At 69.6% G+C, this 16347-nt stretch carries 9 protein-coding genes; 5 read left to right on the top strand and 4 right to left on the bottom strand.

Features of this window, described 5'->3' with window-relative positions:
- Nucleotides 1–206: 206 nt before the first annotated feature.
- Together AOK15_RS01715 and AOK15_RS01710 are read right to left on the bottom strand one after the other, a co-directional pair.
- On the bottom strand, nt 207–464 hold the full coding sequence (locus AOK15_RS01715) for a Txe/YoeB family addiction module toxin (RefSeq protein WP_055511941.1): 258 nt from the start codon (nt 462–464) through the stop codon (nt 207–209).
- Nucleotides 461–733, bottom strand: a complete 273-nt coding sequence (locus AOK15_RS01710) for a type II toxin-antitoxin system Phd/YefM family antitoxin (RefSeq protein WP_055511938.1) — start codon at nt 731–733, stop codon at nt 461–463. Before AOK15_RS01710 ends, AOK15_RS01715 begins: the two co-directional genes overlap by 4 nt.
- Nucleotides 734–1076: 343 nt before the next feature.
- Between AOK15_RS01710 and pglY the strand changes: the two genes are divergently transcribed.
- Together pglY and pglZ are read left to right on the top strand one after the other, a co-directional pair.
- Complete coding sequence (gene pglY / locus AOK15_RS01705; protein WP_055511936.1) at nt 1077–4964, top strand: BREX-2 system ATPase PglY; 3888 nt, start codon at nt 1077–1079, stop codon at nt 4962–4964.
- Nucleotides 4961–7879 (top strand): BREX-2 system phosphatase PglZ, encoded by a 2919-nt coding sequence (gene pglZ, locus AOK15_RS01700; RefSeq protein WP_055511934.1) that lies wholly within the window; start codon nt 4961–4963, stop codon nt 7877–7879. Before pglY ends, pglZ begins: the two co-directional genes overlap by 4 nt.
- A 73-nt stretch (nt 7880–7952) precedes the next feature.
- Here pglZ and AOK15_RS01695 read toward each other — a convergent pair whose 3' ends face one another.
- Nucleotides 7953–9005, bottom strand: a complete 1053-nt coding sequence (locus AOK15_RS01695) for a CBS domain-containing protein (protein ID WP_055511931.1) — start codon at nt 9003–9005, stop codon at nt 7953–7955.
- Nucleotides 9002–10819, bottom strand: a complete 1818-nt coding sequence (locus AOK15_RS01690; protein WP_055511925.1) for a DUF262 domain-containing protein — start codon at nt 10817–10819, stop codon at nt 9002–9004. Before AOK15_RS01690 ends, AOK15_RS01695 begins: the two co-directional genes overlap by 4 nt.
- Before the next feature lie 228 nt (nt 10820–11047).
- Here AOK15_RS01690 and brxD point away from each other — a divergent pair, with 228 nt between their 5' ends.
- The 3 genes from brxD (at nt 11048) to AOK15_RS46410 (ending at nt 16270) form a co-directional block, all read left to right on the top strand.
- The gene (gene brxD, locus AOK15_RS01685; protein ID WP_055511922.1) at nt 11048–12394 is read left to right on the top strand and encodes a BREX system ATP-binding protein BrxD; all 1347 of its coding nucleotides are present in this window, start codon (nt 11048–11050) and stop codon (nt 12392–12394) included.
- Nucleotides 12394–14598: a DEAD/DEAH box helicase gene (locus AOK15_RS01680; RefSeq protein WP_055511920.1), complete on the top strand. Its 2205-nt coding sequence runs from the start codon at nt 12394–12396 to the stop codon at nt 14596–14598. The genes brxD and AOK15_RS01680 overlap by 1 nt, the downstream gene beginning before the upstream one ends.
- Before the next feature lie 238 nt (nt 14599–14836).
- Entirely contained in the window at nt 14837–16270 is a 1434-nt protein-coding gene (locus tag AOK15_RS46410; RefSeq protein WP_240508263.1) for an HNH endonuclease, read from the top strand.
- The last annotated feature ends 77 nt before the right edge of the window (nt 16271–16347 follow it).

The following is a 16347-nucleotide window of genomic DNA, read 5'->3' as shown; positions in this document are numbered from 1 at the left end:
GCGTTCCCTCCGCCGTTCCACCGCCTCCCCCGTGATCAGACATGCGCGCGATCATCGCATCGACGCACGGTGAGCTGCAACGCCAAAGGCTTTGCCGCAGGGATGCCTCACTGGCACCCGGCGCGGTCGGCGCGCCGACAACCCCTGCACGCGTAACGGTCGGGTCGAAGACGCGATCGGCACGGCCGCGACGGGGAGCGGTGGCCTCAGTAGTGGTAGCGGGCCTTGAGGATCTTGACTTCCTTCTCGTCCACCCGGTAGACGAGCCGGTGCTCGTCGTCGATCCGCCGGGACCAGTAGCCGGACAGGTCGCCCTTCAGCGGCTCCGGCTTGCCGATGCCCGTGAAGGGCGTGCGCTGGATCTCGGCGATCAGCCGGGTGATCCGGCGGGCCATGGCGCGGTCCGAGCCCAGCCAGAACAGGAAGTCCTCCCATCCGGCCGGGTCGAAGTGGACGCTCCTCACCCGTCACCCGCCAGTTCCTCCAGCTCCGCCATGGTCTTGGTGACCACGGCCTCGCCGGCCCTGTCCCGTGCGACGGCTTCCATGAGGCTGCGCGCATTGGCGGGGGAGCGCAGCAGGTAGACGGTCTCCTGCCAGGAGTCGTAGTCCTCGGCGGACATCAGCACCGCGTCACCGCCCTTGGAGCTGATGCGCACGGGGGTGTGGTCGTCGTTGACGCGCTTGATGAGTGGGAAGAGATCCTTGCGGGCCTCGCTGGCGCTTATGGTCATCTGCGGCACCCCTCTCCTGGTGGTACGGGAAAACCGTACCGCAATGGTACGACTTTCTCGTACGAGTGGCCCGCGGGATGTCTTCGACGGTCCTGATCGGTTTCCGGTGGGCGGGGGCCTGCAGGTCACCGGTTGATCGATCGGCATGAAGGCGGGTATACAGCGCAAGGGGGAGCAAGCGCCTTCCCGGCGGCCGGAGGCTTCCGGCGCGGGCGGGGCAGCGGCCCGCCTTCGCTGCGGTCGGTCGGCTTCGCCGTCGTCGGTCTGCCGGACCCACAGCGGACATCCGCATGATCGAGGACAAGCGGTGGCCGAGGCCACCAGATGGAGAGCGTGACCGGTAATGGCCCAGCAGCCGCCCCTCCTCCGCGATGTCATCGACATCAAGGAGAACATCTCCACCTCCGACTTCGTGCTGTCGCTCGCCGAGGCGACGACGCCGGAGGGCGCCCGGAACGCGCTCAAGGACTACGTCGTCACGGAGCGGCTGCTGGAGAACTTCGACGAGGCGCTGGCGCTCATCAAGTCCTCGCTCGACGGGCACCGCTCGAAGGCGGCCTACCTGCACGGCTCGTTCGGTTCCGGTAAGTCGCACTTCATGGCCGTGCTGTACGCGCTGCTCAGCGGCGACCCGGCCGCCCGTGCCCGTACCGAGTTCGACCCGGTGCTGACCAAGCACGAGTGGCTGACCACGGACGGCAAGAGGTTCCTGCTCGTGCCGTACCACATGCTCGGCGCGAAGGCCCTCGAACAGCGGGTGCTCGGCGGGTACGTCACCCACGTCAAGAAACTGCACCCGGACGCCCCGACCCCGCAGGTGTACCGCACCGACTCCCTCTTCGCCGACATCCGCGCCATGCGCGCCAACATGGGCGACGAGGCGGTCATCCGCGGTCTCGGCACCGGCGTGGACGACGATGACGAGGACGAGTGGGGCGAGGGCTTCGCCTGGACGCCGCAGCTCCTCGACACCGCGCTCGCCGCCGAGGAGAACCACGAGGCGGGCACCGCGCTCAACCTCACCAACCCCTCCACCCCGGCCGAGCTGCGGGCCAAACTGGTCAACGACGCCGGCACCACCCTCCTCCCCGGCTTCACCAGGAACGCCGCCGAGGACGAGCACGGCTTCATCTCCCTCGACGCCGGCCTGTCCGTCATCGCCGAGCACGCCAAGTCACTCGGCTACGACGGGCTCATCCTGTTCATGGACGAACTGATCCTCTGGCTCGCCACCCTCATCCACGACCAGAGGTTCGTCGCCCGCGAGGCCAGCAAGATCACCAATTTCGTGGAAGGCGGCGACGCCCGCCGCGCCATCCCCGTCGTGTCGTTCATCGCCCGCCAGCGCGACCTGCGCGAGCTGGTCGGCGAGGAGGTGTCGGGTGCGGCCGAGTCGTCCATCCAGGACACCCTGAACCTGGCCTCCGGCCGGTTCGACAAGATCACCCTGGAGGACCGCAACCTCCCGCAGATCGCGCACGCCCGCCTCCTCAAGCCCAAGAACGACGAGGCGGTCCAGCTGGTCGACGCGGCCTTCGAGCAGACCAAACGGGTCGGCCCGCAGGTCTGGGACACCCTCCTCGGCTCGGAGAAGGGCATGACCGGCGCGGACGCGGAGTCGTTCCGGCTGACGTACCCGTTCTCGCCGGCGTTCATGGACACCCTCGTCCACATCTCGTCCGCGCTGCAGCGCTCCCGCACCGGTCTGAAGCTGATGGGGCAGCTGCTCGCCGACCACCGCGACGAACTCCGCCTCGGACAGCTCGTCCCCGTCGGCGACCTCTACCCGGTGATCGCGGAGGGCGGCGACAAGCCGTTCACCGACAGCCTGAAGGTCGTGTTCGAAGCCGCAGACAAGCTCTACAAGACCAAACTGCGGCCCTACCTCCTCAGCTCGTACGACGTCACCGAGGACGACGTCGAGCAGTACCGCAACCGGCCCGAGGCCATCACCGACCCACAGCGCGCCAACCGCTGCCGGATGTTCACCGGCGACAACCGGCTCGTGTGCACCCTCCTGCTGTCCGCACTCGCGCCCAGCGTGCCCGCGCTGGCCGAGCTCACCATCCGACGGCTCGGCGCACTCAACTACGGGTCGGTCCTCGCGCCCATCCCGGGCGCCGAGGTCGGCATCATCAAGAACAAGGTCGCCGAGTGGGCGGCCCGGTTCCCCGAGATCAAGGAGACCGGCACCGACGCCAACCCCGGCGTACGGCTGGAACTGTCCGGCGTCGACGTCGACTCGGTCATCGCCAACGCCCAGGTCAACGACAACCCCGGCAACCGCGTCGCCCTCGCCCGCCGTCTGCTGTCCCAGGAACTGGGCGTCGAGCACGGCCAGTTGAGCGACCAGCTCAGCTTCACCTGGCGCGGCACCGCCCGCACGGCCGAGATCGTCTTCGGGAACGTCGCCGACGAGGACGAACTGCCCGACCATGACCTGATGCCGCAGGAGGAGGGCCGCTGGCGCATCGCCATAGACCTCCCCTTCGACGAGGGCGAGTGGGGCCCGGTCGAGGACGTCAACCGCATCCGGCGGCTGCGTGAGCGGCAGCAGGGCGAGCGGTCCCGCATCGTCGCCTGGCTGCCCGCCCATCTGTCGGCGCAGCGCTTCGCCGACTTCCGGCGTCTCGTCGTCATCGACAAGGCCCTCGCCGACGAGCACCGCTTCGACACCCAGTACGCCGGCCACCTCAACGCCGACAACCGCAGCCGCGCCAAGGGACTCTTGGAGACCCAGCGCGAGGCTCTGCTCAAGCAGGTCAAGGGCGCTTTCAAGCAGGCGTACGGGCTCGCTCAGAAGCAGGCCGCCGACGTCGTGCCCGACTTCGACGACCACCTTGTGGCGCTGCCCGACGTGGACGGCCTCACCTTGTCCTTCGGGCAGAGCCTGCACGACGGCATCCGGCATGTCGCGGGCAAGCTGCTCGGCCATCAGTACCCGGCGCACCCCGACCTCGACCCCGACGGCACCGGTACCGCCGTGAAGCCCGCCGACACGAAGAAGGTGTTCACCCACATCAGGGCCGCCACGGAAGCGCGGGACGGGCGGGTGGAGGTCCCGGCCGCCGACCGCAGGCTCATGCAGCGGATCGCCGGGCCCCTGCGGCTCGGGCAGCAGAAGGAGGCGTACTTTGAGCTGTCCCGCTACTGGGCCGACCACTTCCGCCAGCTCGCGAGCTCCCAGGGCGTCACCGGAGACCTGTCCCTGATCACGCTCACCGACTGGACCGACAAGCCCGACCCGCGTGGGCTGCCCGACTTCCTCGCCCGGCTCGTTGTCGCCGCCTTCGCCGAGATGGACGACCGGGTGTGGGTGCGCGTCGGCACCGTCCTCGACCCCGCGCCCGAGCTGTCCGCGATCAAGGACCATGACGCGTTGCGCAGCCAGCCGCTGCCCGCCGAGTCCGACTGGGACACGGCACGGCAGCGCTTCGAGACGATCTTCGGGCAGAAGGCTCCCGCCCTGCGGCGCGGCCGGATGGTCAACCAGTTCGCCCGCCAGATCATCGAGGCCGCCCGCGCCCACCGGGACCACACAGCCGACCTGGTGCACCAGCTGGAGGCCCACGCCACCTTCCTCGGCCTCGACCAGACCGCCGACACCGGGCGCCTCCCGCTCGCCCGGCGCTCCCTGCAACTGCTGGACGCCCTCACGGCCGAGGCTGGCAAGGGCGCGGCCGGGGCGAAGAAGACCGTGGAGGCCCTCGCCTCGTTCGATCTGGGCGAGACCAGCGCCGACCGATACGGCACCTCCGTCAAGCAGGCCCGCAGCGTCGCCGAGGCCGTCGCCTCCGCGCCATGGAGCACCCTCGAACTCGCCGCCGGGCTCGGCCCTGAGGGCGAGGCACTGCTCGACTCGCTGCGCAACGTGGCCCGCGACGACCAGCGCACCGCCGACCTGCGCGACGCCCTGGCCCGTACACAGCGCGAGGTCGTCGCCCTGGTCAAGCGCACCCAGGCCGCTGCCCAGCCCATCGCGCCGGTCGTACAGCCCCAGCCCACGGCGGGCGACCTGTCCCTGGACACGCCGACCAGCGACCCGCGCATCCCCTACGCCCCGCAGGAGAACCCCGCACCGGTCTCCTCCGGCAGCGGCACCGCGCGCAGGTCCGGTGGCCGCCGTACGACCGCCGCACGGGCCGCCGCCGACCTCCAGGCGGAACTGTCCGAACTGGCCGCGCGCCACCCCGACGCGACGATCGAGATCACCTGGAAGGTCGTCGAATGACGGACACTGTCGCCGCGGTCCCGGGCGCCGTCCGGCTGAACACCGCGACCGTCACCCAGTACCTGTCCTCGCAGTCCTCCCTCGCTGCCTCCCTGACGCGAGACGGCGGGGGCCGGCGCCGGGTCGTGCTGCTGCGGTCCGCGCCCCAGTGGGACGGTTCCGCGGAACCCGCCTGGGCGGACGGGCGGACGGCCGGTGTCGCGGTGGCGCCTTCACCGCTCGCCGTCCACGAACTCGTCCTCGACCACTTGGCCGGCCGACGGCCCGGCCCTGCCGTCCTGGTCATCCTCACCGATCGCGAGCAGCACGAACTCGACCCGGCTATCACCGCCCGCGTCCACAAGCAGCGCATCGACACGGTCGACAGCTGGGACGTCGTCCGCGAGGCGTTCGGCGCCCGGCAGATCGACCCGCGTCTCAAGGATGTCAACTGGGCTGCCGAGGCCCTGCTCGACGCCACACCGCCCGGCGGCTGGCAGCCCGTGCCCGGCGGCTGGCTGTCCCGCCAGTACGCACTCACCGCACTCACCCAGCGCCGCCTGCGCCTCGGCCGCTACGACATCGAGGGCGGCACGCGACGTCCCGGTGACGACCGGCTCGACGCCCAGACCCTGCTGCACTGGTCGACACGCCCCGGCGCTCCGGAGCGACTCCTCGGGCTGCGCGGCCCGGAGCGCGCCGGGCTGACCGCCTTCCTCGGAGAGGAGGACCAGGCCGGTCTCGCCGGGCGCGCCTTGCTCGCCCTCGTCGACGCCGAGCGGGGCGCGGACGCCGCCGCCTTCGGACTCGTCTGCGCGGCACTGTGGCGACACGCCGAGCCCGCCCCCGAGACGTACCAGGCACGGGGCCGCGCCGAACGCTTCTTCGGTGATCAGCCCCCGGCGGTCGGCGAACAACTCGACACCCTGGTGAGCGTTCTCGGCCGGGCTGCCGAGGAGTACGTGACCGCGCTGCTGACAGCGGGACACCGCACCGGCGACGACGGAGACCAGGCCCGCGAGGCACGCCGGACCTCAGGCACCGTGCTCGACCGGGCGGCCGCGCTCGCACGCCAGTTCGGCGCGGAGCAGGCCGTCGCGGTGAGCCCCGTCCTGCGCGGCGGACTCGATGCTCGGTTCACGGCCGTCGGACGGGCGCTCGCAGAGGGAGACAGGGGCGTGGTGGCGGACGCCGTCCGGCGTCTGGAGGACCACCGGCTCGCCGCCGAACCGGAGGAGTCCGCACGCATCGAACGTGCCCGCATGGGACAGCGCCTCGCCCGCTGGCTGCTGACCGATACGCCGCCCGAGAGCCCCACGGTCGCCGACGCCATACAGCGGCACGTCACCGAGACCGGCTGGGTCGACCTCGCCCTGGAGCACATCGAGGCCGGCGGCGACCCGGACCCCGTCCTCAAGGCCGCCTACGACACCCTCGCCACACGCGTCCGGGATCGGCGGCGGCAGATCGACGCGTTCTTCGCGCGCTCTCTGGCGGGCTGGACGCAGGCCGGGACCCAGCCCGGCGGCATGCTCACCGTCGAGACCTTCCTCGACCGCGTGGTCGGACCGGTCGTCCGGCGCGGGGAGGAACGGAGGGTACTGGTGCTCGTGCTCGACGGCATGAGCGCGGCCATAGCGAACGAACTGGGCGAGGAACTACGCGCGTCCTGGGCGGAGTTCGACCCGCTGCCCGAGGGCGCTCCGCAGCGCAGGGCGATGGCCGCCGCACTGCCCACCCTGACGGCGGTGTCCCGTACCTCCCTGTTCGCGGGCACGCTGATGAAGGGCACCCAGGCCGACGAGAAGCGGATCTTCCCGAATCTGAAGCTGTGGGGCGGAGCCCCGGCCGGCGTCTTCCACAAGGACGACCTGCGCAGCGAGACCGCGGGCGACACCTTCGGCCTCGCGCTCACGGAGGCGCTCGCCGACGGCCGGACACATGTCGCCGTCGTCCTCAACGCCATCGACGACCGCCTCGCCAAGGAACAGAAGCTCGGCGACGGGGCTTGGCGGGTCGATGACGTGCCCGGCCTGCGGGACCTGTTGCGGGTGGCGGCGGCCCAGGGCATGGCCGCCATCCTCACCAGCGACCACGGCCACGTCGTCGACCGGCACGGCAGGAAGGTCGACGCCGCCGTCGAGCCCGCGTCCGCCCGACACCGCCTGCCCGCCGACGGTCCCCTCGCCGACCGGGAGATCACTCTCTCCGGCCCGCGAGTGGTGTGGCCCGAGCCGGGTGCGTCCATCGTGGCGCTGTGGGACGCCGACTCCCGCTACACCGCACTCAAGGCCGGCTACCACGGTGGGGCCTCACTCGCCGAGTTCACCATCCCCGTGCTCGCCTTCCTGCCCTTCGGCGCGGAACCGCCGCAAGGGTGGCGGGAGTTGGGCGACCAGCGGCCCCTCTGGTGGGCTCCGGAGGAGGTGGGAAGGGCACCGCTGCCGGGTGAGGCCACTACTCAGTTGCGCGTCGGGGCGACTCCGTCCGCGCCGAAGAAGCCGACGGGCAAGTCCCAGAAGAAGCAGGCGGAACTCGCGCGCACACACGAGGCGCTCTTCGACGTGGAGCTGACCACCGGGGGAGACGACTCCCTCCTCACCCCGACCCCCGTCTCCAGGACGGAGGCGCTCGTGACGGCGCTGCTCGACTCGGAGACGTATCAGGGCCAGCTGGGCGGCCTGGCCCGCAAGCCGCCCCAGGAGCAGGTCCACAAAGCGCTCGCCGCCCTGCTCGACGCGGGCGGCACCCTGCCCGTGACCGCGCTCGCCCAGCGCGCCGGCATGCCCGTCACCCGCGGTGACGGCTTCGCGGCCGTCCTGCGGCAACTCCTCAACTACGACGGCGTGCAGGTTCTGGAAACCCTGCCGGACGGCCGTACCCTGCGGCTCCACCAGGCACTGCTGCGCGAGCAGTTCGCCCTCGGAGCGGGCTGAGGCCACGACTCGGGGTGCCTCGTGACCTTCGCCCTGAGGCACCCTGAGCGGTCCACCCGCGTTGCTCGCTACCTCACGACGCGAACGCCCGGAGCACCTTCGCGAAGGTCGTCAGCTCGTCGATCATCTCCGGCGGAAGGGGCTTCTCGTCGAAGTGGGCGATCCGGTTGCGGATGTCCTTCACCCGCTTCAGCAGGCCGATGAACTGCTCCCGGGGCATGTTGGGCCACTTCAGGGCCGCCCAGTTGCGGTCGGCCTGCTCGGCGAAGGACTGCTTCGTCTGGTCGCCGTCCAGGAGCCTCAGGTAGTCACCGAACATCAGGTCCGACACCTGGCCGGTGCGATGCTCCGGCTTCTTGTTCGTCTGGACCGCCTTGATGGTCTCCGTGTCCAGTGCGGCGCCCAGGCAGCGGCGCAGCAGCGACTCGATCTCGCCCACGATGAAGAAGGGGCGGGCCGCCCCCTCGAAGCGTTCCGTGACGTCCGCGGCGGTGACGACGCCCGAGAGGCAGCCGTCGTCGCCGCGGACGAGCAGGTAGCCGTGCTCACGGATGACGGGGAGGGCGGCGAAGAACTCCTGCCGGGCGTCGGCGACGGGCAGCGAGTCCTTCTCCATCGCGTTGTCCAGGGTGGCCTCCTTCCCCGCCTCGTACATCTTGGCCACGGATCCCCAGGTGACGACGCCGTGGACCTGCGCCATGCCGGTGGTCACCGGAATTTGGGATAGGCCCTTCGTACGCATCAGAAAGGTCGTCTGGGACAGGGGCGTGCCGGGGCCCACGGACACCACGCCGCGCCGCGCGGACGGGATGTCGCCGAGCAGCAGCCGCTGGGGCAGAGCGTGCGAGGGCAGGGCCTCGTCCGTCGCGTCGGCCTCGTCTTCCGTATCGGCCGGCGTGCGCTGTGCGGGAACAGCCGCCAGCGGTACGACATCGACAGTGGTGCGCAGGGCGCACACGGCGAAGTCCGGCAGCGTGGTCAGCCCTGCGTCCGTCAGGGCCTGAGAGATCCGGTGCACCGTCCGGTGGTCGCGGACTCTGACCTGGAACAGGTCGAGGATCTCCTGCACGGACACGGTCCTGCCCTTGAGCGAGGTGATGTCCCGCTCCTGAGGCCTGGTCGTCATCGGGCGTCGTCCTCCGGCAGGTCGCGGAGCATCGTCTTCTTGCCCATGGCGGAGTGCACCAGGTCCTGCAACTGCTTGGAGCGGTCGCGGTAGAAGCGCTCGTAGTCGTTCTCGCGCAGGGCGTCCGGATCGATCAGGTGGGTGGCCAGGACGTCGTCGAACCACTCGGGACGCATGTCGGACGCGGCGATCATCGTGGACAGATACGACGACGGCGCCCCCGTCATATCCATGGCCGCACGGTACGACAAGGGGGTCTTGTTCACGATCGAACTCGTGGGCAGGCCCTCGCTGTTGCCCCGCCGGAACCACGTCTTCGGGAAGACCTGCCGGATGTCCACGCCGTACTCGTCCAGCCTGCCGGGGCTGAGCGGGGCATCCGTGTGGTGCCAGTCCACCGCCCCCTGCTTGATCAGCAGGGCGTAGATCCCCTTGTAGGCGGCGCTGTTGCGGGTGGTCAGGGTGTCGAGGCGGTCGGCGAAGAAGAAGGCCTCCGTGACGGTCTCGGGTGCCCTCTCATCCTGCGCGATCCAGGGGACGAGCTGCTCGACGTCCTTGGTGAAGCGCGTCTCCGTGGAGCCGCCGTACATCTCGCCGAGCACCCCGCACCAGAACCACTGCTCGATCTTCTCCTCCGCCCCCAGACCGTCCATCGCCGTGTCGAGGATGGCGCGGACGGCCGCGAGCGGGACCAGCTGCGTCTTGTACGGCAGGTCGGCCGGGCGGACGATGCACTGCTGTTCCAGGAAGTCGCCCACCCACGCGAAGGCGTCGGCGAGCTTGGGAGCCAGGCGGACGAAGTCGACCAGGGGGAGGTCCAGCAGGTCGCGGCGCTTGCAGGACACCGTGGCCCCGAGGCCCGCCTGCTTGCGCTCCCAGGTGCGCACCAGTGCGATGGCCTGCAGGAAGTCGATGCTGCTCAGCCCGTTCTCAAGACCGCTGTCGATGCGGCCGAAGACCGGGTACTTATGCGCCAGTGCCTGCTTGATCTCCCGCCACACCTCGGGGAGCTGGTAGTAGTCCCCGGTCTGGTCCACGTAGTCGCGGTCCCCGGCGTACGTCGCGGTGAGCAGTTCGAAGACGTTCAGGGGCACACCGCCCGTGTTGACCCGCTCGAACACTGCGCAGACGGCGTCCATGGAGGTGGCGGCGCCCAGCCGGATCATCGGGACCTGGAAGGCTCGGACCTGCTGGAGTACCGCTTCGTCGAACTGGCCCCACAGGTCCCAGTTCCGGTCCTCGTCCGCCTTGATGTACGCCTTCTTCCACTCGTTCACGCGCTGGGCGTCGAAGACGAAGTGGAGAGGGAAGAGGCCGGCTGCGCACTCGGCCTCGGTGCTGCTCAGATCCAGCACCACGGTGCGGTTGAAATCCGTCCTGAGCACCTTGTCGGCCGGGACGGACACGATGGCCTCGTCGCGGTCCGCGGATGGTCCGACGGCCTTCGCGATGTCGACGTAGTACCACCGCTGAATGGGCTTGTTGCGGGAGTCCGCTGTCTCCACCGGGGCGTCGAGCCACAGAGCCTGGAAGAGGGAGGTGAGGCGCTGCTGTCCGTCCAGCAGCAGGAGGTCGGCCGCAGGGTCTCCTTCCGGCCGTGCACCGGTGAGGGTCCGGGAACGGAACCGGGTCGCACCCCCGGTCTGAAGCGTCATCACGACGCCCAGCGGATAGTCAAGGGTGACCGTCGCGATGATCGCCCGGATGCGGTCGTCGTCCCACTTCCAGTTCCGCTGGAAGTCGGGCAGTTGTAAGGATCCCGAGGCTACATCCGCCAGAACATCCTTCAGTTTCACGTTGTCGAGGGCCGCCATGTGACTCCACTTCCCACCCTGATACCTGTACGGAGAGTGATTCCATCAGCGCTTTCCGGTGACAGTCAACTGGTTCACCGAACAACGAGATGGCCGCGAACACCGCGCTGATCAGGTTCAGGATCGTGGCCACGGGCAGGGAGACAGCAAGCTGACGGGGTCATGAACCGGGTATCAGGGGACTTCGTCGAGGCCACGTTGCACGGGGAAGATGGAACACTGGTCCCCGTGAGCACCACCTCCAAGCGCCCTGCCCAGGTCAGCGCAGCCCGCCGCCGTATCGTCTTGGACGCCCTGCGCCGTGGAGCCGTGCCGGAGAGCGGGCTCGACCTGCTCGCAACCGGCCTCGACCGGTTCGAGACGGCCCTGGACGCCGAGCTGGACGCCGTGGCCTCCGGGGGGTCCGTGTTCAAGGCCGTACGGGGTGAGTACGGGTCCGGCAAGACGTTCTTCACCCGCTGGCTGGGCGAGCGGGCCAAGCGCCGCAACTTCGCCGTGGCTGAGATCCAGATCTCGGAGAACGAGACGCCGCTGCACAAGCTGGAGACTGTCTACCGGCGGCTCACCGAAAGGCTCGCCACGTCCAGCTTCCCGCCCAGCGCCCTGCGGCCCGTTGTCGACGCCTGGTTCTACGCACTGGAGGAGGACGCCCTCGCGGCCGGCGCGACCGAGGAGGAACTGCCCGGTGAGGTCGAGAAGCTGCTCGTGGCGCGGCTCGCCGAGGTGTCCCGGCACGCCCCGTCCTTCGCCACCGCGCTGCGCGGCTACCGGGCCGCCCTCGCGGACGGGGACGAGGCGACCGCCTCGGCCGTCCTTGCGTGGCTCGGCGGCCAGCCGCATGTGGCGGCCTCCGCCCGCAGGTCCGCAGGTGTGCGCGGCGACCTCGACCATTTCGGTGCCCTCGGTTTCCTGCAAGGACTCCTCACCGTGCTGCGCGACTCCGGGCACACCGGGCTCTTCGTCGTACTCGACGAGGTGGAGACGCTCCAGCGGGTCCGGTCGGACGCCCGGGACAAGGCGCTCAACTCGCTGCGGCAACTCATCGACGAGGTGCACTCCGGCCGCTTCCCCGGCCTGTACCTCGTCATCACCGGCACACCCGCCTTCTACGACGGGCAGCAAGGAGTGCAGCGCCTGGCGCCGCTCGCCCAGAGGCTCGCCACCGACTTCACCACCGACCCGCGCTTCGACAACCCCCGGGCCGTACAGATCAGGCTCCCCGGTTTCAACCAGGAGTCTCTGATCGGCCTCGGCACCACCATCCGGGATCTGTACGCCGAGGCCGCCGCGTCGCCCGAGCGCGTGCATACGGTCGTCGACGACTCCTACGTCGCGGACCTCGCGCAGGCCGTCGGCGGGGCGCTGGGCGGGAAGGCCGGGGTGGCTCCCCGCCTGTTTCTGAAGAAGCTGGTCGGTGACGTGCTCGACCGTGTGGACCAGTTCGACGCCTTCGACCCCCGGCAGCACTACCGGCTGACGGTCACGAGCAGCGAACTCACCGACGTGGAGCGAAACCTGGCCGCCACGGTCACCGGCGGACCCGCTTCGGCCGACGACATCGACCTGGAGCTGTGATGGCGGTGGATGAGGGGAGCCCGGCCGGTACGGGCCCGTGCGGGGATGGGGCCGACGTGCTCGACCGGCTTGATCCCGTCGTCCTGCATCACATCGTCAACACCCTCGGCTGGCCCGATCTGCGCCCCCTCCAGCGGGCGGCGATCACACCACTCATCGACGGGCAGGACGCCGTGCTGCTGGCGCCGACGGCGGGGGGCAAGACCGAGGCAGCCTGCTTTCCGCTCCTGTCGGCGATGACCGAACAGAAGTGGACGGGCACCTCTGTCCTGTACCTGTGCCCGCTCAAAGCGCTCCTCAACAACCTGGTTGCCCGGGTCGACTCCTACGCCCAGTGGCTCGGCAGGCGCGCGGCGCTCTGGCACGGCGACACCAAAGAGTCGCAGCGGCGGCGCATCCGAACCGAGGCACCGGACATCCTGCTCACCACCCCCGAGTCGCTCGAAGCGATGCTGATCGGCGTCAAGACCGACCATGCGCGCCTTCTGGGGGGTGTGCGGGCCGTGGTCGTCGACGAAGTGCACGCCTTCGCCGGCGACGACCGGGGGTGGCACCTGCTCGCCGTGCTCGAACGGCTGGAGAGGATCACCGAACGACCTGTCCAGCGCGTCGGGCTCTCCGCGACGGTCGGGAACCCGGACCAACTGCTGCGCTGGTTGCAGGGCGCTGGCGCCGGAAGCCGTACGGGGCAGGTCGTCGCCCCAGGACTGCGGCTGCCTGCTGGCACAGGCGGAGCCGCGATGCCCGACAAGGCTGCCGCCGACCGACTCCCCAAACCTGCGGGCGAGGTGGAACTCGACTATGTGGGCTCCTTGGAGAATGCCGCCAAACTCATCGCGGCCCTGCACCGGGGAGAGAAGCGGCTCGTGTTCTGCGACTCACGCCGACAGGTCGAGGAGCTGGGCGCCGCCCTCCGGGCCCGCGAGGTCACCGTTTTCCTGTCGCACGCCTCCCTCTCCGTCGGCGAACGCGCCCGCTCCGAGCAAGCCTTCGCTGAGGCACGCGACTGTGTCATCGTCTCCACCTCGACCCTGGAACTGGGCATCGACGTGGGAGACCTGGACCGCGTCATCCAGATTGATTCGCCGGCCTCCGTTGCTTCGTTCCTGCAGCGCATCGGCCGCACAGGCAGGCGCCCCGACACCGTGCGCAACTGCCTGTTCCTCACCACCCGCAAGGACACGCTCCTGCAGGCGGCGGGCCTGCTGCTGCTGTGGTCGCGGGGCTGGGTGGAACCGGTCACCCCGCCGCCAGAGCCCCGCCACCTGGTGGCTCAGCAACTCCTCGCAGTCACTCTGCAACAGCACAAGCTGGGCGACCAGTTGTGGGACCGCCAGTGGAACGGCCTGGCCCCCTTCGACAGATCCGCCACCCCGATCCTGCGCTTCCTCACCGAGGAGGGCTTTCTCGACAGCGACGGTGGCATGCTGTTCGTGGGACCGGAGGCTGAACGCCGTTTTGGAAAGCGGCACTTCATCGAACTCACCGCGTCTTTCACCGCGCCGCCGCAGTTCACCGTCCTGTCGGGACGCACGGAGATCGGCCGTACCGATCCGAGCGTCCTCACCGAGGAGCGCCCCGGCCCGCGGCGGCTGTTGCTCGGGGGTCGCAGTTGGCAGGTCACGTATATCGACTGGCTGCGCAAACGCGTCTTCGTCGAACCTGCCGACGGCGGTGGCGTCGCCAAGTGGATGAGTGGCGGCGTGGCCGGACTGTCCTACGCCCTGACGCGTGCCATGCGCGAGGTGCTACTGGGCGCGGATCTGCCCGTCTCCGTGACTCGACGTGCGGAGACGTGCCTGGCCGAGCAGCGTGAATTCGACGCACCCGAGACCGTGCACCCTGGTGGCACGCTGGTGACCCGCGTAGGCAAGGACGTGCGCTGGTGGACGTGGGCCGGCTATCGCGCCAACGCGACCCTCGCGGCCACTCTGCAGACGGTCACCGATCCGCTGCAACGGCCCACGGACAGCTGGCTGCGGTTGCGCGAGGACATCACCCCCGTCGGCTGGCGCGCGGCACACGAGAACATCGGTGACAACCTGGTCCTTCCCGACGTGGATCAGAGGGCGGTCCGAGGTCTGAAGTTCTCCGCCGCCCTCCCCGAGCGTCTCGCCGTCGCTACGGTCGCGGCCCGCTTGGCCGACTTCGACGGCGCTCGCGCGGTGCTCTGTGAGCCCGTGCGTTTTCAGCGCACTGGCTGAATCGCGTCGGAGGAGCCGTCTGTTACCGAAAGCGATTACAAGTTCCTCTCGTTAGTATGAAAATCTGCTCGCTATGGGGAATGGTCATGTCGAGCAGGCAGTCTTCGACATCAGTCGAGAAGGTCGAAGTCGACGAGGGGACGAACCGGCCGGGTCCACAGAATCAGATTCGATTCAGTGGGTCCTGCAGCCTCGCGGCGGGACGAAGGTGCGTGGCCCCAAACACTTCCACCACTCGGTGCGAACAGGTATCCGGCTCTCGGAGTACGAGCACGTCCTCGGGGAGAACGCGGATCAGCTCAAGCGCCTCTTTCCCGACGGTGTGGCCCGGCTCTGGGGCGCGACGCCTGCTCAGAAGGAACGCAATGCCAAAGCGGTGGCCATTCGTGAGCGAAGGGTCGGCGACGAAGTCCTCTTCTACGGGGAGATGAAGTTCATCGCTCGGGCGCGCATCCTGGGCCTGCTCCACAATCCTGGGTTGGCGGCGGAGGTCTGGGGGTTCGACGAGAACCACAGGACGTGGGAACACATCATGGCTCTGGGCGATGTGATCGAGTTCGAAGTACCGGCGGCCCCTGTTCTGACCGCGCTGGACATGAAGCCTCCACTCTGGAGTCTCACCCTGGTACCCGCCGCGAAGCGGAAACTCCATCTGCACCTGCTGGACGAACTGCTGGGCGGGCAGGCGTCCACGGTGAGGCGGCCTGTCCTGGGGAAAGGCATCGCAGCCCCCGTGGAGAGTCTGGGCCGGGGCGACCTCCAGCGCGCACTGGGCACACTGGACGCCGACACGTCGGCGGGGCCGCGTGCACGCTCCGAGTCCCTGACGCTGTTGTGGGCGATCGGTCGCCTCGTGACAGGCCACGACAGGATGGCGCCGTTGGACGTTTGGCAGAGCCAGCTCGGGCCCATACTGAGCGAGTTCGGCCCTCCAGGTGTCGCGGTGTCGCCGGAGTATCCGTTCCGGCATCTGAGCGACAGCGGGCTGTGGGAGGTTGAGAGCGCGGAGCACCGCGACCCTGACTTGGTGTCGGTGGCGGCTTCCATCGAGTCGGGAGGCCGAGCCGGGTTCCGGCGGGCGGCGGCGCGACTCCTGCGTCAGCCGCTCGCACGCGCCGAGGCCATCGGTCTGCTCTGCGCCTCCTACCTCGATGATGTCGATCAGCCAGAACTCCTGGAGCGGGTCGGCCTCGGCGGGTACGCCTACGCCGGGGGATCGGACGGCGGGCAGGACGACAGCGGCGGGGGTGGCCGGTCTGGCCGACGCGGTCAGCGCCGCCAGGTCACCGTGTCGCGCCCGGACAGGGACAAGCGTCTTGTCGAGCGGGTCAAACTGCTCCATGGGCACCGGTGTCAGGTGTGCGGGCTCCGACTGGAGACACGGTTCAGTCACTACAGCGAGGCAGCACACATCCAAGGGCTCGGCCACCCGCACAACGGGCCGGACAAGACATCGAACCTTTTGTGCCTGTGCCCCAATCACCATGTTCAGTTCGACACACTGGCCCTTTTCATCGACGAGGACTGGATCGTACGACGGAGCCAGGACGGGTCGCGTATTGGCGTGCTGAGGCGTCACCCGGAACACCACATCGACGAGCGGTACGTCGAGTACCACCGAGGACTGTGCGGAGGAAACCGCCTGGGCAGCACACACGACCGGGCCCTGTGAGTTCAGGGGACGGGGGGAGGGTGTTCAGCAGTGGTCAGCCCAGCAGCGCCGCCACCCGCCGCCACCCCTCCCTCGGC

The sequence above is a fragment of the Streptomyces ossamyceticus genome, assembly GCF_001418475.1.
In the GTDB taxonomy this organism is placed as follows: domain Bacteria; phylum Actinomycetota; class Actinomycetes; order Streptomycetales; family Streptomycetaceae; genus Streptomyces; species Streptomyces ossamyceticus.
The sequence above is the reverse complement of the archived record's forward strand: the minus strand, read 5'-3'. Positions and strand labels throughout refer to the sequence as shown.